Below are 24937 nucleotides of genomic sequence, written 5' to 3' on the forward strand. Positions count from 1 at the left end.
CTTAGTAACGGTTTATTTAAAATATTTTATTAACGATACAATAATACAAAAAAGTGATGTAAGTAATAGCAAAAGCCCCATATTCTTATTCTCTTTTTCATCCTTCTTAACGTTTTGTATCCCCATACCGGCAAGCATATAACCTAAAAGTAATTGTAAAATGAGCATACTTTGCTTCGAATCATCATTCCAACTGTAAATAGAATAGCCCATTATAATAAAAGCGAGTATGAATGTGATAATTCTAATCATAAAAACACCCCCTGTGTGATTCTATTGTTTTAATCTACTCACCATTCCAACAATAAACTTATACTCAGCTCTACTTTTTCTTACTTTCTTAAAGCCCTCTTTCGTATCAAAAATAAAACACGTTTTCCGAAACCAAATCCGTACATATAAAGACTCAAAATAAATAGGTTTAATAATTCCTCGTTCCTCGAATTCAGTTCCATCTTTATTTTCGGTTTCCGTTCGAATGAACCACCTATTCCCGATTCCAATTTCAATATACTTCACATGCTAACCCCCTTCAGGAAATCTTCTTTCTAATTATTCTATTATTTCCCTGGCAAGCGCACATTCCGACAGAACGTGAGCCCATAAAGAAAAAGTAGATTACAAAAATCTACTTTTATAGCCTGAATTTTTGCATACGTTTATAAAATGTACTGCGTGGCACATCTAATAGTTTTGCAGCTAACGAAACATTTCCATTCGTCTTTTCTAGCGCTTCAATCATGCTATCACGCTGTATTTTTTCACGGAAATTTAATGTATGCTCTGTTTTATTTTCTGCTTGCAATTCAAGTTGATGTTGATTTCCCATCATTGTTTGTAATAAAAAAGAGATTTGTTTTTCGCATATTTCCCGTCCTTGCAACAAAATGTATATGCGTTCTAATACATTTAATAATTCTCGAATATTTCCGGGCCATGTATGCTGTGAAAATTGATTACAAATACTCTTTGGAAATACAACATTCCAATCCTTTCGTTCACAAAAATGTTGTATGAAGTACGGAATATCCTCTTTTCTTTCTATTAACGACGGAACATATAGCGGATAAACATGTAAACGATAATATAAATCTTGACGGAATTTCCCTTCTTCTACTAACCGTAGTAAATCTTTATGTGTCGCAGTAATAATACGAATATTTACTGGTACCTCTTTTGAACTACCAATTGGGGTTACTGTTCGTTCTTGCAAAACACGCAATAATGCCACTTGCATCTCTGGCGGCACTTCACCAATTTCATCTAAAAATATTGTTCCTCCGTCTGCTTGTTCGAATTTCCCTTTATATCCTTGGCGCCGCGCACCTGTAAACGCACCTTCAGCATAACCGAATAATTCACTTTCCATTAATTCTTTCGGTAATGAACCGCAGTTAACAGCTATAAAAGGACCATTTTTTCTTGGACTATTTTCATGAATCGCTCTCGCTACATATTCTTTCCCTACACCTGTTTCACCACATACATATACACTAGCGTCAGTTGGTGAAACAAGCTTAATTTCTTCTAAAGTATGTTGAAATACGCTGCTTGTCCCAATAACTCCAGGGAAAGTAATTCCGTTTATAAACGGGTAAGTAGAAAATAAATTTTCTTGTTTATTTTCCTTTAAGTAAATACATTTCCCAATCATTCTATCATTACTATATACCGGTACCTCTAATTTAGGTTTCAATCCATTGTACATTAAATCTTCAAGTTTCATTCGTGACCAATTACATACTCGTTCACGAACCCTCTTGCTCGCAGAAACGATAACATCACGATGGTTACAAATAACAACTTGTTCATCACTGTCAATTACATCTAAAAAACGATGGATTAAATGCAGTTCATTTTGATGTACTCGAATACTACATTCACGTTCAATCGCATGCGCGATCGAAGTTACCATTCCAAGCATATATGGATGTGAAAACTCAATTGGACAGGAGAAATCTAGAACACCAATTAATTTCCCATCATCATTATGAATCGGAGAGGCCGCACAACTCCAGCTATGAGATGCGACAGAATAATGCTCTGTACCACTTATCATAATAGCCTCTTCAATCTGTAACGCTGTTCCTATCGCATTTGTACCAACAGCTGCTTCCGTCCATTTCACACCTTCAATAAAATTAATATGTTTCGCTCGTTTCAACGTTTGCTGATTCCCACTTAATGATAGAACATAACCATCTGGATCAATTAATAATGCCATCATTTGCAGTTCATCAATGGTTTTTCTCATATTTTGTATTTGAGGTATTGCTATATCAAGGAAGATTTCACTCTTTTTCTTTTGATCCTGAAAAATATTAGAAGTCAAAATTTTCTGACCTTTATTCATGTGAGGATTCACATTTGCTTGTTTACATCGATGCCATGACTCTGAAATTCTTTCGTTTATACGGTTCGAATCAAGGACTCCTTCATCAACAAACTTTTTCCATGTATGTAAGTAAAACGGTGAAGCTAACATTGTATCATCTCCCCTATTAATTGTTTTGGAGATTTATAAAACATACTTTTATTATAAAACTGAATAAAAGCGTTTTCAATAAAACTAGAAAGATGACACAAATATGTTAATAATTTGAATATCTTAATGAACTTCTTTATTCTTTTTTAGTAGAACTATATTTTGTATAATGGACGCAAAGAAAATACATAACCAAAACCACTTTTGTGGATTGCCGTTTATAAAGAAAACTATCACCGCTATTGCAAATAAAATGGTGGATGCTAAACTAAAATATAATTTTGTTTTAATTCCCATTATTCCTCACCCCTCTATCACTTTACAGTACATACTAACTCTTCATTTTTTAACTCTAATATGTACTCCTGTAAAACATATTCTTTCCCGCCATGTTTTTCATACCAATCATGTATTCTTTTAACATGTATCTTGTCGCTTCTAATTTTTGATTCAATTTCTTTATACTGTTCATAACTATCATATTCCCATATTGCAAATACTTCAGTCGTACCATCATTATTATCTTTCATCCAGCGTCCTATTAGACGAGAACCATATTTTATTTGATTAGGTAAATTAGTATCATTGAAATGATCATTAAATATTTCTATGAATTCATTTTTTACTACATAGTATTTCCTTCTGTAAAACATACTTCTTCACCTCTTTTATGAAAAGTATCAGTAAACCTTCCCATTACTACCGTATTATAATACTTACCATCCGACAGTTTTTTATCATTTTTTAGAATACCTTCTACCTCCAAACCTAATTTTTTATAAAGTTGGATGGCTTTTTCATTTGTCTCTAACACTTGCAATGATATCTTTTTCACTTCATTTTCATCAGCCCACTGAATAGATTGTTGCAATAGACTCTTACCCATTCCATATCCCCAAAACTCTCTTAAAATACAAACACCAAACTCTACTTTATGGGATAATCTCTTCAAATTTGATCCTTCACATCTCGAAAATCCTACGATTCGGTTGTGCACTTCTGCAACTAAAAAAAGATTCTTCATCTCTTCAATATCTGTTTTTACTATTTTTTGAAACCCTATCTTATCAATAAACCCCTCTCCAGCTTCTCTATCCATATTTTCAGTTTCGCCATCGATCTGAACTCTAATTTCTGATAACTGCTCAGCATCCGCTTCAGCTGCAGAACGAATTGTATAAGTTAATCCATTTATATGAAACTCTTGTCCTTTTATAATCATTTCAAACTCCTTTTAGATGCAGTCTATTGATGCTATTACAATTTCTTTACCTTGTTTCTCAAATTGTTGAATCGTTTCTTTACTAGCCTCTTCATCAGTTATTATAAGGTCAATTTCTATCAGTGACTCTCCTTTTATAAAGCAGTCTATTCCGAGTTTATTATGAGGAGCTAAACAAATATTTCTTCTAGCAATTTTACTTACTGTTTTTCCAAAATAAGCAACTTCCGGTGTCGCAGTACTTATACCATCCAATGAAATACCGCCACCTGTAGAGAAATAAAGATCAATAGAGAATCTACTTATAAATTCAGAGGCCAGTGTATCTGTCATATTTCCTGATGGTTTCACTTTTCCACCAATTAAGTACGTATCAATGTTCTTATATTCCCGTAACTTACTAGCAATTTCTAAAGCATTCGTAATAACTGTAAATGATGTTTCAGGTAAATACTTTAACATGGCATAATGAATGGAAGCCCCGCCAATAAAAACGGAATCTCCTTCTTGTATGTAGGATACAGCAACTTTCGCAATCGCATCTTCATCTATTGAACTATCACGATAACGTTTCGATGGTTCGGCAGCTAAGTTTCTCACTCGCGTAAGTTCAACTGCACCTCCGTGCGTTCTTTTTAATAAACCATCCTTCTCCATAATAGACAAATCTCTTCTTATAGAATCAATAGACATATCAAAACTTTCCGCAAGATCCTTTGCGATTACTCTTCCATCTTTCTTAAGTAACTCTAAAATTTTCTCTCTACGCTCTTCAGTGAACATGTTATCACCACCATTATTGAAGATTCAGAAATTTAATCTTTATTTTAATTATATGCATGCTTTTTCTGTATTACAATATTTTCAATTCTTATTTATTCAGCTTTATACAGTTTTTCTCCCTCTTTCTATCCCATTAACTTGAAAACGAAATAAATGTATATTTGCATATTCCACAAACATACTTCCATTTACCTTCCTGTTGATGTAAAATTATTCCTATGTTTTACTTTTTAATACAGAAAGGGATTACTATGAAATCTATAATTAAAGTAACTTGTACAGCATTATTATTTACAGGAATAATGGCAGGATGTAGTGGAAATACTGCACCAAAACAAGAAAAGAGCGCTTTTGAAAAGAATGCAATGCACTATGGGGAAATATTTAAAAACGAATACTATAGAGCAACTGTTGAAAATGCAAAATTCGATAAAATAGACAAAGAGTGGCGTCTCACAGCTCGCGTTACTATAAATAATGCTCGTGCTGACGGACAAACGATAGATCTTTCAGAAATAAAATATTTCATAAAAGATGAAAAAACGGGTGAAAAATACGAAGGTGAATTTATACAAAATGAAAATGCTAAAAAGGTTCCATCTGAGTTTTCTTTAACTACCGACATTGTATTTAATATGAAAACTTCTCCAAAAGATTTAAATAATATGTATTTATACATAGATAGCAAAGCTGCGCCGTTAACAGATACATATTGGAAACTTGATAATTTAGCATCTAAATAAAAAACAGTCATATAAGACTGTTTTTTTGTTTGTAAAGTTATAAAGTTTACTAGTTACCTTTCTCAAGCAATATATCTTTTGCACAAATCGTCACTTCTTCAAATGGGCCATCAAATAAAACACCCAATTCGAAACCTTCATTAGTAAGATCTATTTCATGACATAACCACCAAGCACCTTCAAAATTTTCCGGAATAGAACATTTCGTTACGCCTGTAAAAGTTACTTCCAGTTTGTCAAATTCACTGAAAGTACCACTGCAATCTAAAGTAATAATTAGCGTATCTTTTGATCTTCTCTCTACTGATTTGACTACACTGTCATGTAGTGAGTATTCATGTAGTTGAACGACATTCTGCGCGAGCTTTTCTTTTATAGCATTATAATTATCTATATAAGCTTGTTCTAAATCATTCATTCTTTTCTCATAATCTTCTGTCCAATCAAGCATAAATTTCTTTAACTTTTCTGATGGGTATTCTGACTTAATTGTATTGTCATAAATGTATGGATGTAGTGACTTAGGTAGAAACTTTAATAAATCTTCTTTCTTTTCTTCCACGTCTTCTCTCAAACTTTTCTTATAATCCATTCCTACCTTTTCGCTCTCTCGCAAAATCTCTTCCCATTCTTCTAATGTTTCTGAGAAAATTAAAAATCCAGATACTTGCATTTCTTTATACCAATCTTTATTGAAATATTTCAATGGCTTTCCTCCTAAAACATTTTAACATCCAACAAAAGCAATATATCTATTTATTATATCATTCCAATAACTATTTTTTCTAAAGAATAAATGCAAAACTGTAAATATTCCGCCTATTATTTCTAAAACTTCAGAATATTTACAAAAATGCGAAATTAGAATACATTTTACATGTACAAGTTTTACCTGTACAAAAATCTAAACAAAAAGGGATGGTTATATGTTGAAGAAATTAGTAGCAGGGGCATTAGTAGCAGGTTTTGCATTAACTGGAGGATTAGGAGTAGTAAGTGCTGCAGAAAAAGATAATACAATTAAATCATTTGATTATTTAAAAGTTGATGAAAAGAATGTTAATTCATTCACAAAATTAAGCGATCAATCAAAAAAGACATCCAAATTACTATGGTACTACCTAAGCAAAATGAAAATGGAGATTGGTTAGCTTATGGCTTTACTAGCAGAGAAACATTGAATGCTTTTATTGAAAAGGATAAAAAGGCACTTAAAAATCAAATTAACCCTTTAGGTAGTGGTTCTGGTAGTACCGATTTTTATGAGCATCAAAATAAAGGTGGACAGTATATTTATTGGAGCAGTGGCTTTAAAAACCTATCTTCTAGCTGGAACGACAGAATTTCTTCTGTAAGTACAGCTTCACCTTCTGCAAGTTATTCAACAACGCTATGGGAACATTCTTCAACTCAAGGATATGGAAAAGGTGTCTCCTTTAGACACTCTGATTGGTATGGTCAAACTGCTAATTTAGCTGCAGATTGGAACGATATAACTTCAGCTATTGAAATTAAATAGTAACAGCGCATTTCAATTAAATAAGTGAAGAAGTTTCAAAATCACTATACTCTCATCGATTAAAAAAACATGAGAGTATAGTGATTTTTCTAGTATCTTTTTATACATATTGCTACTTAAATATTATTTACTAAAAAGACCAGTCCTATTAGACTGGTCTTTTTACCTTCAAGCATGTACAGCATGTCCTACCGCCTGCAATAATGCTTCATGGATTGCTTCAGATAAAGTTGGATGTGCTGCAATATAATCTCTCATTATATCAGCGGTTACTTCTGTATGAATCATCACCGTTCCTTGTCCGATTAGTTCGGTTGCACGAGCACCGATAATAGAAATCCCTACAATTTCTTGATATTTAGGTTCCACAATAACTTTTACTTTCCCCGTTTGTTCTCCAATAATAAGCGCTTTTCCGTTCGCTGTAAATGCGAATTCTCCGATGAGGATGTCACCGTATTGCTCTCTTGCTCCTTTTTCTGTTAAACCGACACTAGCAATTTCTGGAGCTGTATAAATACAGCGAGGTACAGCATGATAGTTTACTTTTACATCTTCTCCGCTCGCGTGTAATGCCGCTGTCGTTCCTTCATGGAAGGCAACGTGAGCAAGCTGTATTCCACCAATCACATCACCCGCTGCGTAAATATGTGATCTGTTTGTTTGCATATGTTCATTCACAGAAATTCCTTTATTTGAAAATTCAATGCCTGCTTTTTCTAAATCTAATTCTTGTACACGTGGTTTTCGACCGACAGAAACGAGAACAAATTCCGGATTGGCTTCTTGGATACTTCCTTCATATTCAAATGAAGCCTGCTTCTTATAATTATTTAATCCTTTTAAAGCAGCTCCTGTAAATATTTTCACGTCACCTTTTTCTAGTTTCTCTCTTAAAATATTTGCGATATCTTCATCTTCACCAGGTAATAATTGCGGTGCCATTTCAACAATCGTAACTTTTGTTCCAAGACGACTATAAATACTTGCAAACTCGCAACCTATTACACCACCACCAACGATTAATAATGATTTTGGTATATTTTCTAGGGACATTGCATGACTACTATTTAAAATCCACTTCCCATCAAATGGAGCAAAAGGTAATTCAGTTGATTCTGATCCTGCCGCTATAATAAACTGGTCTCCAACTACTACATCTTCTTTATCACCATGTGTAACGCGCACACGGTGATCCGTTTCAAATTTCGCTTTACCTTGTATAACTTTTATTTTATTTTTCTTCATTAAATATTGTATACCTTGTACGAGTTGCGTAACAATTTGTAATTTTCTCGTCTGTATTTGTTTCCAATCAATTGATATATTCTGCTTATCTACTAATACTCCAAAACGATTCGCATGATTAACAATATCGTATACTTCCGCACTTTCTAACAATGATTTCGTAGGCATACAACCGACATTTAAACAAGTCCCGCCAAGATCAGCTTCATCAATAAGAGTGACATCTTTTCCATTTTGAGCCGCGGTAATTGCCGCTACATAACCAGCAGGTCCGCCCCCAATAACAACTAAATTACTCATTTTCTCACCTTCTCTTTATAAAAGAATTGTTACAGGTTCTTCTAAATAACGTTTAATTGTGCGTAAAAATGCAGCTGCTGGTGCACCGTCTAGTACACGATGATCGAATGTTAAACTTAAAGGTAACATACTTCCTTTTCTTAATTTTTTCCCTTTATATACAGGAACATGTTCAATTGCACCTACACCTAAAATACCAGTTTCAGGTGTATTTAATACTGGCGTAAAATATTCAATACCGAAGCTACCTAAATTACTAATTGTAAATGTTGTCCCTTGCATATCATCACTACTTAAACTGCCTGCTCGTGCCTTTTGTGCCACATTTTTAATCTCTTTAGATAACTCTACTAAAGATAGATTATTAGCAAAGCGAATAGCTGGAACGACTAATCCTTTTTCTAACGCGACCGCCATACCTAAATGAACATGTTCAAATTGATGAATGGCATCATTTATATACGCGCTGTTCATTTCTTTATGCTCACGAAGTGCTAATACAACAGCGCGTGCGACGAAATCTGTAATTGTTAATTTATTTTCATAGCGTTTTTGCACAAATTCAGCCATATTTTTATGTAAAGCAACTAAATCTGTAACATCTACTTTCATCGTTAATGTTAATTGCGCACTATTTTGTAAGCTTGCATGCATGCGAGTTGCGATCTCTTTACGCATACCAGTAACAGGAATTTCTTTACTTTCTTCTTGTTCAAGTACTTCTGGAATTGCTACTCTTTCTTCAAGCGCCTTTAATACATCTACCTTTGTAATTCTTCCGCCAGGTCCTGTACCAATTAATGATCTAATATCGAGATTTTCAGTTTTTGCAATTTTCTTTGCAACTGGAGATATTTTAATTCTTTGCTTCGTCACATCTATCGCATATGGTTCTGGATGTTGTACCTTTTTAGGTTCTGGATTAGATGCTTTTTCTTCTACAACATGTATGTTTTCATGAACTTCTACTTTTTCGTTTGGTTTACCGATGTAGCAAATTACAGTACCCGGCGGCACTCCCTCATCTTCACTTACAGCTATATCAAGAACAGTTCCGTCAGCTGGTGCTTCTATTTCAGTTTCGATTTTTTCCGAGTTAATACTAGCAATTAGTTCACCTTTTTCTACATTATCACCTGCTTTAATATTCCAGCTCGTAATAATACCTTCTTTCATCGCCATACCTAACTTCGGCATTACAACTTCTACGGCCATGTTTCTCTCTCCCTTCTCATCGTTTCATTACACATGTAATAAAGATTGGTCTCCGATCATTTCTGATACAGTTTCAATTACTTTCTCCGGCGTTGGTAAATATAACTTTTCAAGTGGTGGCGAAAACGGAACTGGTGTATGTGGTGCTGTAATTCGTTTAATAGGTGCATCTAACAAATCGAATCCTTTATCCGCTACAATCGCAGCAATATCAGTTGCAATACTACATCTTGGATTTGCTTCGTCAATTATGATAAGACGATTTGTTTTTTCAACAGATGCTAAAATCGTATCTTCATCAAGTGGTGATAAAGAACGCGGATCAATTATTTCTACTTCGAGTCCTTTTTTCGCTAATTGCTCAGCAGCTGCAAGTGCTGTATGAACTTGTTTTCCAATTGCAACGATTGTTACATCAGAACCTTCACGTTTAATATCTGCTTTTCCTAAAGGAATTGTATAGTACCCTTCTGGTACTTCGCCTTTCATATTGTAAAGTGTTTTATCTTCAAAGAAGATTACTGGGTCGTCATCTTCAATTGCCGCTAATAATAAGCCTTTTGCGTCATAAGGAGTGGAAGGAACGACAACTTTTATACCTGGAATGCTCGTAAATAACGCATATAAACTTTGTGAATGCTGTGCCGCTGCGCTAAATCCAGCACCGTGCATCGTACGTACTGTAACTGGCACTTTCGCTTTACCACCGAACATATAGCGGAACTTTGCACCTTGGTTTAATATTTGATCAAGACAACTTCCGATAAAATCATTAAACATTAATTCAGCTATCGGACGTAAACCTGTTGCCGCAGCTGCCATCGCCGCTCCCATATAACCCGCTTCTGAAATTGGAGTATCTAAAATACGATTTCGGCCAAATTCTTGTACAAGTCCTTTCGTAACACCGAGTACACCGCCCCATGCTTCATCATCTTGCAAGTGATCCACTTGTGCACCGCCTGCAACATCTTCTCCGATTAAAATTACATTTTCATCACGACGCATTGATATTTTCATCGCTTCATTAATTGCCGTTGACATACTTACTGTTCTAGTCATTATTTTTCACCCTCCTCTTATTTGTAAGAAACGTATACATCTTTTAATAATTCTTCATCTTCCGGATATGGACTATTTTCACTAAATTCAATTGATTGTTGCACTGCTTCATCTACTGCCTTTTCCATATCCACAAGTTCAGATTCTGTTAATAAAGCTTCATAAATTAAATGCTTACGGAAATTCACAATCGCATCTTTTTCATTTAAATGTTCTTCTTTTTCTTCTGAAGTTTTATACGTTTGCGCTTCACCTTCGAAATGACCGTAATTACGATATGTCATACATTCAATTATTGTTGGACCACCGCCATTGCGCGCACGTTCTACTGCTTCTTCCGCCGCTTTATACACTGCAAGTAAATCTTTTCCATCTACTTGAACACCTGGAATATTGTAAGCTTTCGCTCGATCTGCAATGGAATCACAACTTGACGCATATTCAAATGTTGTTGCTTCACCGTAACCGTTATTTTCTGCGATAAAAATAACTGGTAACTTCCAAATCGCTGCTAAATTAACCCCTTCATGGAATGTTCCTTCATTATTTGCTCCGTCACCGAAGAAGCAAACACTTACATCTTTCGTTCCTTTATATTTAGCTGTTAATGCTGAACCGCAAGCAAGTGGAAAACCTCCGCCTACAATCCCATTTGCACCAAGCATTCCTTTATCTAAATCGGCAATATGCATTGAACCACCTTTACCTTTACATAACCCTGTCGCTTTCCCAAAAAGTTCGGCCATCATGCCATTTAAATCACAACCTTTTGCGATACAATGGCCGTGACCTCTATGCGTACTTGTAATACTGTCACTATCTGTTAAGTGGGCACATACACCAACTGCTACTGATTCTTCACCAGCGTATAAATGAACGAAACCTGGCAGAACGCCTTGCGCGAACAATTCATGCACCTTGTCTTCAAACTTACGAATCTCTAACATTTTTTCATACATCCAACGAGCTTGTTCTTTCGTAATTTCATTCCCTTTACTTTCAGTTGTTTTTAACATGTCCAGCCCTCCTATTTTCTTGTTCATCTTTTATATTGCAAGTACTGTGCCAAATTCTAATCCCTGATTTAATAGGTTTTCTCTTTTCTTTCATAATAAAAAAGTGGACAAAATGAGACATCTGTCTCGTTTTGTCCACTTTTGTTCACCTAATTTGAGAATTATTATCTTATTCATTATCAAAACTCTTCTGTAATTTCCGAATGTAAATAATTTGACCAATGTGATACGCGTTATGAGTCGTTACATTAGCTAATACTTCCCACCACTTCGCAGATACAGGAAATCCAATTACATCACTTTCAACCTTGTCTTCATTTATGAGACTTTGCCATTGTAACAGTTTCTCTAATAGTTTTTCTCTTAACTCTTCAAATGTTTGATTATCTGATAGCATAAAACTTTTGTTATTATCACCTATAGCGGGCACAGCATTAACATTTGATTCTTTGTACCTAGTTTGCCACGTCGTATTCCAATACAGTAAATGTTGTACAATTTCAGCTATACTATTACACTCTTCATTCGGTTTCCAGAAAGCTTCTCTCTCAGATAAATCCTTAACTGCATCTGAAAATGGAATATACCAACTGGGATCATTCGCATTTGCTAATAACTGATCTGCTAATACGTCTTTAACATGGAACACTTTGCTTCCCCCCGTTAAAAAGATTCATTTCAAGACAATACTCACTTCTCTATATACGCTGAATTTGCCAGATCCCCTCTTTTTAGAATTAATCCCAAACATATGCACATAAAGAAACCGAAAGCACCTAATCCATAAGCTGTTGTATATCCACTTTCCCCGATAATCCATCCTGCAAGTCCCGGTCCAATCATTTGACCAACTGCATAGAAAACGGATATAAAACTAATTGCCATTGAGACATATTTCGGAGATACTTGCTTTGAAGCAGCAACTTGAATTAATAAAAGGATACCTCCGAGGCTGGAACCCCAAATAATTGCCGACATTATAAAGCCAATGATATGTCCAAATATAATTGGAATCATATCACCTATTACAGCTAATAAAAGTGCAATACATAACGTCTTCTTTATACCAATCCGATCCGAAATCAATCCCCAGACAGGAGCTCCTACGATTGAAAACATTCCTGCAATCGCATAAACAGTTCCCGAAATTGATGCCGAAATACCATTATTAATCATAAAACTAGTTTGATATAAATTTGGAATTAAATAAACAACGCCCACAATAAAATACATCCATGCAATGATGTATAACTCTTTCGTTTTCCATAAAAACGACTTATTATTCCTTTCCCCCTCATCTTCAGTAACTTCTGGATTTTTCAAAACAATTGAGGAAACGAATACAACAATACATGTCATAACGCCAAACAAAAGCCATGAACCACGCCAACTATACTCTGGAAATGTACGTACTATATAAGGAACAATTATTCCACTAAATAGCATGCCTATGCCAGCACCGCTTAATAATAGCCCCATTGCAGTTCCTCTTTTTTCTGGAAACCATCCTACTGTTATTGACATGAGTGGTGTATATACAAGGGCACTACCAGCTCCAGCACATAACATACAAATAGAGGCTATCCAAAATGAGGAGACAAATGCTAATCCTATTAAACTTATAACGACGAGCCAACTCCCTATTAATAAAACTGATTTTGCTCCAAAACGGATAGTAAGTATTCCAGATGTTCCGACTGTTAATAAATACCCTAAAAAGAGTATGGTTCCTAACATACCTGCTTGAGCTGTAGATAAATGGAGTCCTTCTTGCATAAACGGCAATATAATTCCATATGCCATACGTGCAAAACCCGTCGTTGTTATAATAAGAAACATTCCTGTTAATACAAATATCCAAAAATGACTTTCATTCCGTTCTTTCATTTAAATTCCTCCATAAAAAGTTATTTCCAATTGGATGTTGTTTGTAATTATAATGACCATTTTAATTAACAACTACCAAATGACGGAGGAGTTTACGGTATAGCGGATTATTCCTGTTTTACGTTAATAAATACGTAAAAATTCTGATGGATTCATTCCATACTTTTTACGAAATAACTCTGAAAAATGACTGACATTATTGTATCCAACTGCAAATGCCGTTTCGGTCACATTACTATTTCCCGAACGCAGTAACTCTATCGCATGTTCCATACGCTTTTCTCGTAAATATGCAAATGTGGACATCCCAAATAATTCTTTAAACCCAATTTTTAATTTATAATCATTTAACTCTACTATTTTAGCTAATTCTAATAATGATGGGGGTGATTCCATTCGTTGAAGTAAAATTTCTTCAGCCTGTTTTATTTTATTCAAATCTTTTTTTGATAATTGACTCCTTTTATTTGCGTCACAATCATTAAGCAACACTCTCCCAAAATGTATAGAAAGCAATTCGAGCGCTTTACTTTCTAATTCTAGTTGACTAATACGATCCTTTTGGGGATGCTCTATCATTCTTTTAATAAGATTAGATGTTATATAATCAATTGGATTTTGAAACTTTTTAAAAGATTGATTTCCTAATATAGAATGAAAATCAAGACTTTTTTCAATAGCATTATTCAGCATAAAATGATTAAACAATTGTACAGGAATCCCAATCGCTAATGAATATAGAGGTGTTTCTTTTTCATATTCAAATACTACATCAAAATCATTCATAAAATATAAATAACTATTTCCAGTCATTAATTCATACGAGGAATGACCAACTTGCACTCCTCCGAACCCTTGTAAACAAAAATTAAGCTCCACCATTGCTGCATCAGATGCAAACTGGATGCGATGGTTATTATGAAATTGATAATTTGATAACACAATTTCCATTCCTGAAAACGAAGTCCATCTTCGTATTTCACCCATACCTATTGTTTTTGGAACATTCATATGTCTTTTCTCTACAACTTGTAAACCATAAAAATATTTATGAAAAATATCATGAAAACCGTTAGTCTCCATGAAACCCACACTCCTTTTATGTAAAAATCAAAATTTAATTGATAATCACTTTCAATTATATCAAATATCTTTATACAATAAATAGATTTTCTCTTTATAACTCGTTATGATAAAAGAAAAAGAAAGCGAGCGAACAATGAATACAAAAATCGCGATTATTACAGGGGCATCAAGTGGATTCGGACTTTTAACGACACTTGAACTTGCAAAAAAAGACTATTTTGTCATTGCTACAATGCGAAATCTTGAAAAACAAGTAGACTTAATATCTCAAGCTACTAAACTCCACTTACAACAAAATATAAAAGTTCAACAATTAGATGTAACAGATCAAGGTTCTATACATAACTTCCAATTATTTTTAAAAGAAATAAACAGAGTAGACATTCTCATTAATAATGCAGGATATGCAACTGGGGGCTTTGTAGAAGAAATTCCAGTAGAGGAATACCGTAAACAATTTGAAACGAACCTTTTTGGAGCTATATCAATCACTCAGCTTGCCTTACCATATATGAGAGAACAGAAAAGCGGAAAAATCATTAATATTAGCAGCATTAGTGGCCAAGTCGGATTCCCTGGTTTATCCCCTTACGTTTCTTCAAAATATGCATTAGAAGGCTGGAGTGAATCCCTTCGCTTAGAAGTAAAACCTTTCGGAATAGACGTTGCCTTACTTGAACCTGGTTCTTATAACACGAACATATGGGAAGTTGGTAAACAATTAGCTGAAAACCAATCTGATACACCCTCTCCTTACAAAGAATATATGGATAAAATACAAAAGCACATAAACAATGGCAACGATACACTTGGTAATCCGATGGATGTTGCAAATAAAATCGTAGAAATTGCTGAAGCAAGGCGTACTACATTACGATACCCAATTGGGAAAGGTGTCAAATTTATGATCTTTACGAAGAAGGTTCTTCCTTGGAGATTGTGGGAGTTTCTTGTATTCAGGAGTTTTAAGAAGATGTAAGTAACTTTATTGAAAAAATATGTAAGGGGGTGCTAATTAAATGCTAGGTTTACCCTATGGTAAAGTGTTTTTAGTTCCGTGGTCCGAAGAGTGGGAATTTGAGTTTTCAAAAGAAAAACAATTAATTGAGGAACACATTGGAAAATATATTTTAGCGATACACCATATTGGAAGTACTTCCATCCCGCATTTAAGCGCAAAACCTATTATTGATATTGCGATGGAATTAAGAGATTCCAAAAATGGTCTAAAATGTATTACAAACCTAGAACAATTAAATTATAAATATAGAAAAGATGTATTACCCGAAAGGTATTATTTCAATAAAGGTGAGCCAAGAACCCATCAAATTCATATGTATGAACAAGGGAATCCATATTTAATAGAACAATTAAAATTCAGAGATTACTTAATAGACAATAAAACTTCTCGTATGCAGTATGAACAGTTAAAGATTCAACTTTCAACAGCTAACCCAAATGATAAGCATAAATATGCAGAGGATAAAACAAATTTCATTAAATCCATATTGGCTAAAATAAATGATTAAATTAAGAAGACCGAATTTCATATACATAATAAGAAACCATTTAGCGGTAAATGGTTTCTTATTAATTAGTTATCCTATTATTTGTAACATAAATAATTATTTTATTATGCAGCAGGTGGAACAAAATATACTAGTATCGAAATCATAAATATATATGTGACCAATCCAATAATTACTCATTATATGACATTGCTATAGGGCTGTAATTAATACGTATTAAATAAGAAAATATAGAATCAGCCCTGTTATCATTAACGATACAGCCCCACCTAAGGACATCAAGAACTCCCTCGATTCCCTGTCATATTTCCATTCCATATATGCATCAAAACTATATAACGTAATTAAAAACAGAAAAGGTAGAAAGCCCATGTATAGGGGGGTTGAAAGAGAAGAACATATAATAATAACCACTATATAAGAAAAAATAATAATTCTGTTTCCCCATTTATGAGACTTGTTCACATATTTATTATTCCATCCTTTTTGTTTCGGTATATTCAGCTTTTTTCTCACTATATTTTCTAAAACAACTAAGAATAAGATCCATAAAACTAATACAATGACTTTCACATGAAACAGAGAGGTATCCTCCTTTACTTAATCGTTTGGACTTTCTCCGGCTGATCACTCGGATACGTAGCATTTGTTTTGTTTTCTAGGTCCCAACTAATAATGGTCGCACTATCTCGTCCTAATTGATGATGAACGTGTTCTAAAATATTGTGAACATTTTCTTTAAGCTCTATATCATTTCTATTCATATCACTGTATAGGTTTAATGGCGTTTCATAACGGCGTTCCCCGCATTCTAATACCCCATCTGTCACCATTACAATTCGATTCTTTCCAGTACGTAGTTCACGAATTCCTGAAGAATAGCAAGGAACGGGTAAATCAAATGTGTTTACATTTCCAATCCATTCGTAAAAGTGGCGTTGATTCAATGTATATTGTCCTAATTTATGTAATTCATCATGAAATACATAAACTAAGCAATCACCTATGGAAAGCCACCATATGTAATTTTCTTTTCTTACGCATATTAAGCAAGCAGTTTCACCTTTTACCCTTTCGCACTTTTCTTTAAATGAGCGGGATTGAAATATCGTAAGTATATAATTTTCAACAGATCGAAATACTGTTTTAATTGATTCTTTCATAATCGCCTTTATATTTTCATATTCTTTTTGGATTGTATTTACTACTAAATCAACGCTTTCTGCACTATTATGTCCGTCTAATATAACGGTGAATTCCCAATCACCATTCGACCAAACTAATGCACCGTCTTCATTCTTTTTTGCTCCGGCACTTATACTCCCGCCGTATCTACCAAGTACGATATCACCATATTGCTTGACTGAAACTTCTTCTAAACACATTTCTCTACTTCCAATCCATGAATATTGTGTATTATTTGTTGTATGCATACTCATTCACCATATACTTTCGTATTCTTTCGCATAGTTTTTTTATTTTCTCTGAATCTCCATAGGGTGCACCAGTCCAATTTGCTACTTCAGTCGGTGACCAAAACTCTTTTGGTGTATTTGGATAACGCGGAATAATGTGCATATGCAAATGTGGTACACCATTCCCTGAAACGAAGGTGTAAATATGTTCTGCTCCTTCGCTTTCTTTAAGCGCTTTACTTACTCTACTTGTTATCAGTCCGAATGCCTTTGCCTCATCTTCAGTTAATTCAGCGAGACCAGGCACATGTCTCTTTATATCAATCATTACATAACCAAGATATGTTTCTTCTGCATCCCAATGGACATGTCCAACGTAAATGAGTTCATCTTCGTAAATAGCTCCACCTGGAACTGTAATGTTCCCTTTATGTTTTTCACAAATGAAGCAGTTTTGTTCTGCTTGATTGTTTATTGGCATATCCATCACCATCCTTTCCATATATAATATCATAAAAAAAGGAAAAATAGGTTTTATATTCCGAAAATTCAATCTCTTAAAATGAGAATTTTCATATTAAAATAATTTACAACTACTCATTATTTCTTCAAAAGCGTAATCCCCATTCCAACTGCAATCCCAATCGCTATTCCGATTGCTATATTATCAGTAAATACACCAGGAACTACGCCGATTACAACACCTATAGCGACACCAATTGTCATTGCATCATTTCTTTTTTTATGTTTAGACAAAATTGCATCTCCTCTCATCATTTCTCCCTATATAATATCTATTTACATGAACGTTGCTGTCTCCTAATATATTTACTATTCCGCTTGAAAATTTCCAAAAAATGTACTTTATTACTTTTCCATTCCCCCTACATAATCCTCTTCGTTTGAAAGAATTTTCAAGTCACCATTACATATACATAGGCATTTACTATAAGAAAGATCAGTAATTTATTGAAGGAGGAACGATTCAAATGTATCCTTATTGGAATCCAAATATAAATCAACAATATGCTTACTCCCCCCATCCAGTAAGGAATACACTGCATTATGATTCGCAATACATGATGCAGCGCATCGCAAGCCTTGAAAGCCAATTAGCTAAATTAATCTCATTAATCGAAGAAAATAATCAATTAATAAAATCAATGGAGCAACAGCAAAACCAAGTTTGTGCACCAGCTGGAGGTTCTGTTATTGTTCGGATGTAATTCGAATTCAAAAAACACACTTTGTAGTATAAAGTGTGTTTTTTGAATTATTTTCTTTTTGTATAAAACCCTTGCGTAATTCGGTCTAATATAATCGCAATCACGACGATAGCTAGTCCAGCTTCAAATCCCATTCCGATATTTACTTGTGTTACAGAGCGATATACATCGACGCCAAGTCCTGGCGCTCCTACAAGTGAAGCTGTTACAACCATTGATAACGAAAGCATAATACTTTGATTCACGCCAGCCATGATCGTTCCGGTTGCGAGCGGTAATTGTACTTTAAATAATTTTTGTGATGCGGTAGAGCCAAATGCATTCGCAGCTTCAATTAAATCTTCTGGAACTTGTCTAATTCCTAAGTCTGTAAATCTGATTGTCGGTGGCATAGCAAAAATAACGGAAGCAATAATGCCTGGTACGACGCCTACTCCAAAAAATGTTATCGCGGGAATGAGATAGACGAATGCCGGCATTGTTTGCATAAAATCTAATGTCGGCTTTAAAAATTTTGAGAAACGTTCATTTTGAGATGCTAAAATGCCAATGGGAATTCCGATAATAATTGAAATAATAACTGACGTAAGTACGAGCGCTAATGTTTGCATCGTTTGTGCCCAGTAGTTAATATTTAAAATAAATAATAATCCGATGAGCGTAAAAATGACTAAAGATAATTTCCTCGTTGTGTACCAAATGAGGAAACATAAGATGATAATCATCACTATGGCTGGTATTATTGTTAAAAAATTAGTGAGTAAATCAACAAATCCACCGATAATATAGGAGAATCCTCGGAACAAGCCTTCAAAGTGCTCATATAAACTTGCAACAAATGAATCAACCCATTCGCCTAATGGAATGCGCGGAATATTATTCATCGTCTTTCACCTCTTCCTCAATGTTACCTGCAAGAGCTTGAATGACACTTTCACGTTTAATAATTCCTCTTAACCTTTTCTTCTCATCAATTACGGGTAACGGATATTTCATCTCCGCCATTTTTGCATACGTTTCTTCAAGTAAAGTATCTAAATAAACGTGCGGAATATCGTTAAGTAATAAATCAGCAATCGGCCACTGTTTTTGTACTGCTTTACTTGCATCATCCGCAGTTAATATACCTAGAAATTCATACTTTTTGTTTACAACATATACCGTAGAAACACCTGCATTTCTCATAATTTGCAGAGCTACACGCGGCCCACGATCGATTAATAACGTTTCTGGTCTTTTTAAAATTGATTCTGCCGTAATTACTTTTCCTAAATTCACATCCGCAACGAATTTCTCTACAAATTCATTTGCAGGGCTCATCATAATTTCTTCCGGTGTTCCAATTTGGACAATTTCTCCATCTTTCATTAATGCGATACGATCACCAATTCGAAGAGCTTCATCTAAATCATGTGTAATAAAAATAATTGTTTTTTCCATTTTATCTTGTAACTCTAACAATTCATCTTGCATTTCTTTTCGAATTAGTGGATCTAATGCACTAAATGACTCGTCCATTAGTAATACATCTGGATTATTCGTTAGTGCCCTTGCAATTCCAACACGCTGCTGCATACCACCACTAAGTTGACTAGGGTAATTATCTTTATGATGATCGAGTCCTACTAACTGTAGCGATTCTAACGCCTTATTTTCTCGTTCCTCTACTGGAACTCCTTGAATTTCTAACCCGTACGCAACGTTTTGTATTACCGTACGATGTGGAAATAAAGCAAACTTCTGAAAAACCATACTCATTTTCGTCCTTCTTACTCTTCGCAATTCTTCTTTTCCCATCGTTGCGATGTCCTCACCATCTATGTATATATGCCCGGCTGTCGGTTTGATTAATTGATTTAGCATTCGAACTAGCGTTGATTTCCCACTACCAGACAAACCCATAATAACGAAAATTTCTCCAGTGTATACTTCAAACGTTGCCTTTTTCACACCAACGTTCATTCCTGTCTCCTTTAAAATTTCCGATTTGCTTTTTCCTTCTTTTAATAAGGTAAGCGCTCGTTGCGGATGTTTCCCAAAGACTTTTGTTACATTTTCAACACGTACCTTTGTATTATCCATGTCACTACTCCTTTTCTACCCATCTATTTACATAGTGTTGCGATTTTACAGAGAAATATTACATAAAAATGACATATATAAGATTTCTTTAAAAATTCTTGTTTCCGTTCATAATAAGAAGGTTCACTTATAGATTAATTTATAAAAAGCAAAAGCTTCACAGGAGGTTTTGAATGCGAAAAAAAATATGGATTATAAGTCTGTTACTATTTATTAGTATGATTTTCACTTCTTGTAATGCAACAAATGCAAATTCGAAAGGAAAAATTAAACTTGGTGTAACAAGTTGGAAAGAAAATATCGCAACCGCAAATATGTGGAAAGTTTTATTAGAAGAAAAAGGCTATAAAGTTGAACTCATGTATTTAGAAAAAGCTGCGATATGGACTGGCGTCGCACGTGGTGATGTTGATGCGAATCTAGAAGTATGGCTTCCTGTTACAGATAAACCATTAAATGCCCGTTACAAAGATGACTTCGTCTTAAAATCAAAATGGTATGAAGGTACTGGGCTTGGTTTAGTCGTCCCTTCTTATGTGAAAAACGTTAACAGTATTGAAGATTTAAATGCACATAAAGATGAGCTAGATAATAAAATTGTTGGGATTGAACCTGGTAGTAGCCTAATGAATTTAACGAATAAAGCAATGAAGGAATATGATATAAAACTAAAACTTGTCCAATCTTCAGAAGCTGCGATGATGAGCGAACTAAAGAAGGCATATACGAAAAAGAAACCAATCGCTGTTACGCTTTGGAATCCTCATTGGGGCTTTTCAGAGTTTGACTTAAAATATTTAAAAGACCCTAAGAAAGTATATGGTGAAAAAGATGACATTTATTACTCCGTTCGTAAAGGTTTCGAAAAAGATCATCCTGATATTGTGAAATACTTTGACAAATGGAAAATGAACGATGAACAACTAGGTACTTTAATGGTCATGTTAAATAAAACGAAAGATCCAGAAGAAGCCGCGCGAAAATGGATTAAAGAGAATCAAGCTTTAGTTGATGAATGGATAAAAGAATAAAGAATGACAAAAACAGGCTAGGGAATTTATCATATTCTCTAGCCTGTTTTATGTTATTTTTTCTCAATAACTGCATCAACAATTCCATATTCCTTCGCTTCTACTGCCGTCATAAAATAATCTCTTTCTGTATCATGAGCTACCTTTTCTACTGGTTGCCCTGTTCGATCAGATATGATTTTGTTAATATCATGTTTTAACTTTAATATTCTTTTTGCTGTAATTTCAATCTCCGTTGCTTGCCCTTTTACACCGCCGAGCGGTTGATGAATCATGATTTCACTATTAGGGAGCGCAAATCTTTTTCCCTTTGCGCCAGCTAATAGTAAAAGTGCACCAAATGATGCTGCAAAGCCCATGCAAAGCGTTTGCACATCTGGCTTAATAAGGTTCATCGTATCTAATATTGCAAATCCTGCTGTAGTTGAGCCGCCAGGACTATTGATATAAAGGAATATATCTTTTTCTGCATCTTCCGCTTCTAAAAATAATAATTGTGCTACTACACTGCTTGCAACTTGATCGTTAATTTCTGAACCAATCATAATAATTCGGTCTTTTAATAATCTTGAATATATATCATAGGAGCGTTCTCCTAATTTCGTTTGTTCTATTACGTAAGGAATTACACTCATTATAAATCCCTCCATCTGTTTTATGCCGCATTAAGCATACAACTGTAAGAAGAAGATTGTTTCATACTGAAGAATAACACTGGTTGTATTGATGGTAACTTAGTGAAATCTATTGTTGGGAGAAGTTTCGTCAACAATTCAGGTCTTTCTTCTCGAATAGAAGTTATAACGATTTCAACATCATCCGTGTACTCCACTATTTCAATGCCTTCTTCATTTACAGTTTTCAGCCTATTTCTACTCCTAAATAACGATGCTTTCACTGCACCTTCTGATACCGAACACACTTTAGCAATATCCGCGATACTATACTGAAAAACATCCTTCAATAATAAAATTACGGATTGTTGCACATTTAACGAAGACAATACTTTCCCTACCATTTCATGCAAATCTGCAATTTTCCCATGTGGTTCTTCAAATGTATTTTGCTGTTCTAACTTTTCTTGAACGGATTTTGATTTTATTTGATCTAACCATTGATTTCGAGCAATTTTATACAGAAGCGTTATACAAATTTCCTTCTCACTATACTTTTGAAGAACTTTGCAAATTGCTTCTTGGGCAAGGTCTTCCCCATCCCATTTGTTTTTCGTCAAAAACGTACAGTATCTTTTTACCTCTGCATAATGTTCAATTAAAAAATTTATATTTGAATGATTCATATCGATATGATCCTTTAAAACCTGAGTTACTTTTGTGCACAAAATAACCACTCCTTTTCAGCGCTTACTTATTAAACGATTGAACAAAGAAAAAAGTTACGGGGCTTATAATTAATTTTATGTTTATGTTCATGAATACGGGTCATAAATATGTTATATAGCATTTTACATGAGGAGGAATCAATTTGCCAAAATTAACAGTGGAAGGTACCGGAACTTTCGATATTAAAGAAGGAACGAAATTAGTCTTAGCACTTGAAGATAACGGTGTACACATTCTTCATCGTTGCGGTGGCAAAGCAAGATGTACAACTTGTAGAGTTGAAGTCATTGCAGGTGATTTTTGTGAGGCTACAAATGATGAAAAACAAGCTATTACGGAAAAAGGAATTGAAGACCACTTACGATTATCGTGCCAAATGCGTGTACATAAAGATATTACTGTTCGCCCAATACTTACAGTTGAAAGTTCCGGTTTAGATGCTGGAGCACGTCCGGCGGAGTAAAATGATGAATTTAAAACAGCTAGCCGGTGAATATGCTGCTGGCTTTGTAAGAGATGGTATGACGATTGGACTTGGTACGGGTTCAACCGTATATTGGACGATACAAAAGTTAGGTCACCGTGTACAAGAAGGGTTATCTATTCAAGCTGTACCGACATCAAAAGAAACTGAAGTATTAGCAAAACAATTATCTATTCCGCTAATCTCTTTAAATGAAATTGATATACTTGATCTCACAATTGATGGAGCAGATGAAATCAATAATGATTTACAATTAATAAAAGGTGGTGGTGGTGCATTACTTCGCGAAAAGATTGTTGCCACCTCCTCTAAAGAACTTATTATTATTGCAGATGAATCCAAACTCGTTTCACATTTAGGTACCTTTCCACTTCCTATTGAAATCATCCCCTTCTCTTGGAAGCAAACTGAAAAGAGAATTCAATCTTTAGGATGCGAAACGCGTTTACGTATGAAAGATGGCGGACCATTTATAACTGATAACGGCAATTTAATTATTGATTGTATTTTTCCAAACAAAATATTGAATCCAAATGATACACATACAGAGTTAAAGATGATTACCGGTGTAGTTGAAACAGGATTATTTATCAATATGACGAGCAAAGCGATCATCGGAACAAAAAACGGTATAAAAGAATATTAAGCATTTTAAAGGCTGACTTTTGCAAGTCAGTTTTTTCTTTTATAGCATTACATTATGATATACTATGACAACACATTCATATCACACTAGAAAGGGCTGAACAATTTGCAATCCAAACTCATAACAGAACTTACTGATTTAGAAACTGCCTTTTACATTCGAAAAGAAGTATTCGTAAAAGAACAAGGTGTACCTCTTGAGGATGAATTCGATACATATGACCAAATTGACGAGGCATGCAAACATATATTAGTTTATTATAATGAACTTCCTGTAGGAACTGGCCGTATACGATTCGTTGACGGAATGGGTAAACTAGAAAGAATTTGTATTTTAAAAGACTATCGCAAATACGGATTAGGCAAAGTAATCATTCAAAAGTTAGAAGAGATTGCTCGTAACAAAGAAGCAAACAAAGTTAAACTACACGGTCAAACACAAGCTGAAGGGTTTTATGAAAAATTAGGCTATCAAACTTCTTCCGACGTATTTATGGAAGATGGAATTCCACATATTCTTATGACGAAAGTGTTATCATAATAGAAAGGTTACTATATGATTCTACATTATGTATTCGTATAGTAACCTTTCTGTAGCTTATTCGTTTGAAAGTCT

General features: G+C 34.4%; 30 protein-coding genes and 1 pseudogene. 9 read left to right on the forward strand and 22 right to left on the reverse strand.

Annotation, left to right across the window (positions count from 1 at the left end; translation table 11 throughout):
• Positions 1–12: 12 nt before the first annotated feature.
• The 6 genes from JFU23_RS01495 to JFU23_RS01520 form a co-directional block, all read right to left on the reverse strand.
• A complete protein-coding gene (locus tag JFU23_RS01495) occupies positions 13–252 on the reverse strand; it encodes a DUF3953 domain-containing protein (protein WP_201031166.1) in 240 nt (79 codons plus the stop codon).
• Between the two features lie 21 nt (positions 253–273).
• Positions 274–519: a DUF3977 family protein gene (locus tag JFU23_RS01500; protein ID WP_000873838.1), complete on the reverse strand. Its 246-nt coding sequence runs from the start codon at positions 517–519 to the stop codon at positions 274–276.
• Positions 520–634: 115 nt separating this feature from the next.
• Entirely contained in the window at positions 635–2485 is a 1851-nt protein-coding gene (locus JFU23_RS01505; RefSeq protein WP_201031167.1) for a sigma-54-dependent Fis family transcriptional regulator, read from the reverse strand.
• A 314-nt stretch (positions 2486–2799) separates the two neighbouring features.
• The gene (locus tag JFU23_RS01510) at positions 2800–3138 is read right to left on the reverse strand and encodes an NIPSNAP family protein (RefSeq protein ID WP_002127705.1); all 339 of its coding nucleotides are present in this window, start codon (positions 3136–3138) and stop codon (positions 2800–2802) included.
• Positions 3111–3707, reverse strand: coding sequence for a GNAT family N-acetyltransferase (locus JFU23_RS01515; RefSeq protein ID WP_085311489.1), 597 nt, complete (start codon positions 3705–3707; stop codon positions 3111–3113). The genes JFU23_RS01510 and JFU23_RS01515 overlap by 28 nt, the downstream gene beginning before the upstream one ends.
• 12 nt (positions 3708–3719) lie before the next feature.
• Complete coding sequence (locus JFU23_RS01520; RefSeq protein WP_201031168.1) at positions 3720–4490, reverse strand: DeoR/GlpR family DNA-binding transcription regulator; 771 nt, start codon at positions 4488–4490, stop codon at positions 3720–3722.
• A gap of 251 nt (positions 4491–4741) precedes the next feature.
• On the opposite strand from JFU23_RS01520, the gene JFU23_RS01525 reads away from it, so the two are divergent.
• Positions 4742–5233 (forward strand): hypothetical protein, encoded by a 492-nt coding sequence (locus JFU23_RS01525; protein ID WP_060751402.1) that lies wholly within the window; start codon positions 4742–4744, stop codon positions 5231–5233.
• 49 nt (positions 5234–5282) lie between these two features.
• Here JFU23_RS01525 and JFU23_RS01530 read toward each other — a convergent pair whose 3' ends face one another.
• A complete protein-coding gene (locus JFU23_RS01530) occupies positions 5283–5939 on the reverse strand; it encodes a DUF4085 family protein (RefSeq protein WP_201031169.1) in 657 nt (218 codons plus the stop codon).
• A gap of 220 nt (positions 5940–6159) precedes the next feature.
• On the opposite strand from JFU23_RS01530, the pseudogene JFU23_RS01535 reads away from it, so the two are divergent.
• Positions 6160–6752 (forward strand): annotated as a pseudogene (locus JFU23_RS01535) (hypothetical protein).
• 168 nt (positions 6753–6920) lie between these two features.
• Here the strand turns inward: JFU23_RS01535 and lpdA are convergent.
• From lpdA to JFU23_RS01570, 7 genes are all read right to left on the reverse strand, one after another.
• A complete protein-coding gene (gene lpdA, locus JFU23_RS01540; protein ID WP_201031170.1) occupies positions 6921–8300 on the reverse strand; it encodes a dihydrolipoyl dehydrogenase in 1380 nt (459 codons plus the stop codon).
• Between the two features lie 15 nt (positions 8301–8315).
• Entirely contained in the window at positions 8316–9515 is a 1200-nt protein-coding gene (locus tag JFU23_RS01545; protein WP_201031171.1) for a dihydrolipoamide acetyltransferase family protein, read from the reverse strand.
• Between the two features lie 27 nt (positions 9516–9542).
• Entirely contained in the window at positions 9543–10577 is a 1035-nt protein-coding gene (gene acoB / locus JFU23_RS01550) for an acetoin:2,6-dichlorophenolindophenol oxidoreductase subunit beta (RefSeq protein WP_201031172.1), read from the reverse strand.
• Positions 10578–10594: 17 nt separating this feature from the next.
• Positions 10595–11593, reverse strand: coding sequence for an acetoin:2,6-dichlorophenolindophenol oxidoreductase subunit alpha (acoA, locus tag JFU23_RS01555; protein ID WP_201031173.1), 999 nt, complete (start codon positions 11591–11593; stop codon positions 10595–10597).
• Between the two features lie 169 nt (positions 11594–11762).
• The gene (locus tag JFU23_RS01560; RefSeq protein WP_002085139.1) at positions 11763–12242 is read right to left on the reverse strand and encodes a DinB family protein; all 480 of its coding nucleotides are present in this window, start codon (positions 12240–12242) and stop codon (positions 11763–11765) included.
• Between the two features lie 41 nt (positions 12243–12283).
• On the reverse strand, positions 12284–13480 hold the full coding sequence (locus JFU23_RS01565) for an MFS transporter (RefSeq protein ID WP_201031174.1): 1197 nt from the start codon (positions 13478–13480) through the stop codon (positions 12284–12286).
• A 123-nt stretch (positions 13481–13603) separates the two neighbouring features.
• Positions 13604–14563, reverse strand: a complete 960-nt coding sequence (locus tag JFU23_RS01570) for a helix-turn-helix domain-containing protein (RefSeq protein WP_201031175.1) — start codon at positions 14561–14563, stop codon at positions 13604–13606.
• Positions 14564–14699: 136 nt separating this feature from the next.
• On the opposite strand from JFU23_RS01570, the gene JFU23_RS01575 reads away from it, so the two are divergent.
• Positions 14700–15545, forward strand: coding sequence for an oxidoreductase (locus tag JFU23_RS01575; RefSeq protein WP_207192996.1), 846 nt, complete (start codon positions 14700–14702; stop codon positions 15543–15545).
• Positions 15546–15585: 40 nt separating this feature from the next.
• Positions 15586–16095 (forward strand): GrpB family protein, encoded by a 510-nt coding sequence (locus JFU23_RS01580; protein ID WP_201031177.1) that lies wholly within the window; start codon positions 15586–15588, stop codon positions 16093–16095.
• Positions 16096–16311: 216 nt separating this feature from the next.
• On the opposite strand, the gene JFU23_RS01585 is transcribed toward JFU23_RS01580, so the two are convergent.
• From JFU23_RS01585 to JFU23_RS01600, 4 genes are all read right to left on the reverse strand, one after another.
• Complete coding sequence (locus JFU23_RS01585) at positions 16312–16668, reverse strand: DUF4181 domain-containing protein (RefSeq protein ID WP_201031178.1); 357 nt, start codon at positions 16666–16668, stop codon at positions 16312–16314.
• 23 nt (positions 16669–16691) lie between these two features.
• Positions 16692–17528: a PP2C family serine/threonine-protein phosphatase gene (locus JFU23_RS01590; RefSeq protein ID WP_201031179.1), complete on the reverse strand. Its 837-nt coding sequence runs from the start codon at positions 17526–17528 to the stop codon at positions 16692–16694.
• Complete coding sequence (locus JFU23_RS01595) at positions 17512–18003, reverse strand: HIT family protein (protein ID WP_080220990.1); 492 nt, start codon at positions 18001–18003, stop codon at positions 17512–17514. The genes JFU23_RS01590 and JFU23_RS01595 overlap by 17 nt, the downstream gene beginning before the upstream one ends.
• A gap of 107 nt (positions 18004–18110) precedes the next feature.
• Complete coding sequence (locus JFU23_RS01600; protein WP_002136708.1) at positions 18111–18284, reverse strand: glycine zipper domain-containing protein; 174 nt, start codon at positions 18282–18284, stop codon at positions 18111–18113.
• 215 nt (positions 18285–18499) lie between these two features.
• On the opposite strand from JFU23_RS01600, the gene JFU23_RS01605 reads away from it, so the two are divergent.
• On the forward strand, positions 18500–18736 hold the full coding sequence (locus tag JFU23_RS01605) for a hypothetical protein (protein WP_085311517.1): 237 nt from the start codon (positions 18500–18502) through the stop codon (positions 18734–18736).
• 47 nt (positions 18737–18783) lie between these two features.
• Here the strand turns inward: JFU23_RS01605 and JFU23_RS01610 are convergent, their stop codons facing one another.
• Positions 18784–19620, reverse strand: a complete 837-nt coding sequence (locus JFU23_RS01610; protein WP_002127727.1) for an ABC transporter permease — start codon at positions 19618–19620, stop codon at positions 18784–18786.
• Positions 19613–20818 (reverse strand): quaternary amine ABC transporter ATP-binding protein, encoded by a 1206-nt coding sequence (locus tag JFU23_RS01615; RefSeq protein WP_000370622.1) that lies wholly within the window; start codon positions 20816–20818, stop codon positions 19613–19615. Before JFU23_RS01615 ends, JFU23_RS01610 begins: the two co-directional genes overlap by 8 nt.
• Positions 20819–20991: 173 nt before the next feature.
• On the opposite strand from JFU23_RS01615, the gene JFU23_RS01620 reads away from it, so the two are divergent.
• Positions 20992–21849 carry a glycine betaine ABC transporter substrate-binding protein gene (locus tag JFU23_RS01620; RefSeq protein WP_085311519.1) on the forward strand — a complete coding sequence of 286 codons (858 nt, stop codon included), beginning with the start codon at positions 20992–20994 and terminating at the stop codon, positions 21847–21849.
• Between the two features lie 53 nt (positions 21850–21902).
• On the opposite strand, the gene clpP is transcribed toward JFU23_RS01620, so the two are convergent.
• Both clpP and JFU23_RS01630 read right to left on the reverse strand, forming a co-directional pair.
• Complete coding sequence (gene clpP, locus JFU23_RS01625) at positions 21903–22484, reverse strand: ATP-dependent Clp endopeptidase proteolytic subunit ClpP (RefSeq protein WP_002136712.1); 582 nt, start codon at positions 22482–22484, stop codon at positions 21903–21905.
• Between the two features lie 20 nt (positions 22485–22504).
• Positions 22505–23191, reverse strand: a complete 687-nt coding sequence (locus JFU23_RS01630; protein ID WP_085311521.1) for an RNA polymerase subunit sigma-70 — start codon at positions 23189–23191, stop codon at positions 22505–22507.
• Between the two features lie 143 nt (positions 23192–23334).
• Here JFU23_RS01630 and JFU23_RS01635 point away from each other — a divergent pair, with 143 nt between their 5' ends.
• From JFU23_RS01635 to JFU23_RS01645, 3 genes are all read left to right on the forward strand, one after another.
• Positions 23335–23655: a 2Fe-2S iron-sulfur cluster-binding protein gene (locus tag JFU23_RS01635; RefSeq protein ID WP_201031180.1), complete on the forward strand. Its 321-nt coding sequence runs from the start codon at positions 23335–23337 to the stop codon at positions 23653–23655.
• A 4-nt stretch (positions 23656–23659) separates the two neighbouring features.
• Positions 23660–24322 (forward strand): ribose 5-phosphate isomerase A, encoded by a 663-nt coding sequence (rpiA, locus tag JFU23_RS01640; RefSeq protein WP_002085117.1) that lies wholly within the window; start codon positions 23660–23662, stop codon positions 24320–24322.
• A 105-nt stretch (positions 24323–24427) separates the two neighbouring features.
• Positions 24428–24862 carry a GNAT family N-acetyltransferase gene (locus JFU23_RS01645; protein ID WP_002085113.1) on the forward strand — a complete coding sequence of 145 codons (435 nt, stop codon included), beginning with the start codon at positions 24428–24430 and terminating at the stop codon, positions 24860–24862.
• Positions 24863–24937: the final 75 nt, after the last annotated feature.

Origin of the sequence: Bacillus sp. TH50 (genome assembly GCF_016650565.1) — a bacterium.
Taxonomy (GTDB): Bacteria; Bacillota; Bacilli; order Bacillales; family Bacillaceae_G; genus Bacillus_A; species Bacillus_A mycoides.

Bases quoted from the DNA above. Each gene is read 5' to 3' on its own strand.
- JFU23_RS01575 (WP_207192996.1), top strand. From the start codon at position 14,700: ATGAATACAAAAATCGCGATTATTACAGGGGCATCAAGTGGATTCGGA.
- JFU23_RS01580 (WP_201031177.1), top strand. From the start codon at position 15,586: ATGCTAGGTTTACCCTATGGTAAAGTGTTTTTAGTTCCGTGGTCCGAA.
- JFU23_RS01570 (WP_201031175.1), bottom strand. From the start codon at position 14,563: ATGGAGACTAACGGTTTTCATGATATTTTTCATAAATATTTTTATGGT.
- JFU23_RS01510 (WP_002127705.1), bottom strand. From the start codon at position 3,138: ATGTTTTACAGAAGGAAATACTATGTAGTAAAAAATGAATTCATAGAA.
- JFU23_RS01545 (WP_201031171.1), bottom strand. From the start codon at position 9,515: ATGGCCGTAGAAGTTGTAATGCCGAAGTTAGGTATGGCGATGAAAGAA.
- JFU23_RS01605 (WP_085311517.1), top strand. From the start codon at position 18,500: ATGTATCCTTATTGGAATCCAAATATAAATCAACAATATGCTTACTCC.
- JFU23_RS01565 (WP_201031174.1), bottom strand. From the start codon at position 13,480: ATGAAAGAACGGAATGAAAGTCATTTTTGGATATTTGTATTAACAGGA.
- JFU23_RS01620 (WP_085311519.1), top strand. From the start codon at position 20,992: ATGCGAAAAAAAATATGGATTATAAGTCTGTTACTATTTATTAGTATG.
- acoA (WP_201031173.1), bottom strand. From the start codon at position 11,593: ATGTTAAAAACAACTGAAAGTAAAGGGAATGAAATTACGAAAGAACAA.
- JFU23_RS01600 (WP_002136708.1), bottom strand. From the start codon at position 18,284: ATGAGAGGAGATGCAATTTTGTCTAAACATAAAAAAAGAAATGATGCA.
- JFU23_RS01505 (WP_201031167.1), bottom strand. From the start codon at position 2,485: ATGTTAGCTTCACCGTTTTACTTACATACATGGAAAAAGTTTGTTGAT.
- lpdA (WP_201031170.1), bottom strand. From the start codon at position 8,300: ATGAGTAATTTAGTTGTTATTGGGGGCGGACCTGCTGGTTATGTAGCG.
- JFU23_RS01615 (WP_000370622.1), bottom strand. From the start codon at position 20,818: ATGGATAATACAAAGGTACGTGTTGAAAATGTAACAAAAGTCTTTGGG.
- JFU23_RS01590 (WP_201031179.1), bottom strand. From the start codon at position 17,528: ATGCATACAACAAATAATACACAATATTCATGGATTGGAAGTAGAGAA.
- JFU23_RS01495 (WP_201031166.1), bottom strand. From the start codon at position 252: ATGATTAGAATTATCACATTCATACTCGCTTTTATTATAATGGGCTAT.
- acoB (WP_201031172.1), bottom strand. From the start codon at position 10,577: ATGACTAGAACAGTAAGTATGTCAACGGCAATTAATGAAGCGATGAAA.
- JFU23_RS01525 (WP_060751402.1), top strand. From the start codon at position 4,742: ATGAAATCTATAATTAAAGTAACTTGTACAGCATTATTATTTACAGGA.
- JFU23_RS01515 (WP_085311489.1), bottom strand. From the start codon at position 3,707: ATGATTATAAAAGGACAAGAGTTTCATATAAATGGATTAACTTATACA.
- JFU23_RS01520 (WP_201031168.1), bottom strand. From the start codon at position 4,490: ATGTTCACTGAAGAGCGTAGAGAGAAAATTTTAGAGTTACTTAAGAAA.
- rpiA (WP_002085117.1), top strand. From the start codon at position 23,660: ATGAATTTAAAACAGCTAGCCGGTGAATATGCTGCTGGCTTTGTAAGA.
- clpP (WP_002136712.1), bottom strand. From the start codon at position 22,484: ATGAGTGTAATTCCTTACGTAATAGAACAAACGAAATTAGGAGAACGC.
- JFU23_RS01610 (WP_002127727.1), bottom strand. From the start codon at position 19,620: ATGAATAATATTCCGCGCATTCCATTAGGCGAATGGGTTGATTCATTT.
- JFU23_RS01595 (WP_080220990.1), bottom strand. From the start codon at position 18,003: ATGGTGATGGATATGCCAATAAACAATCAAGCAGAACAAAACTGCTTC.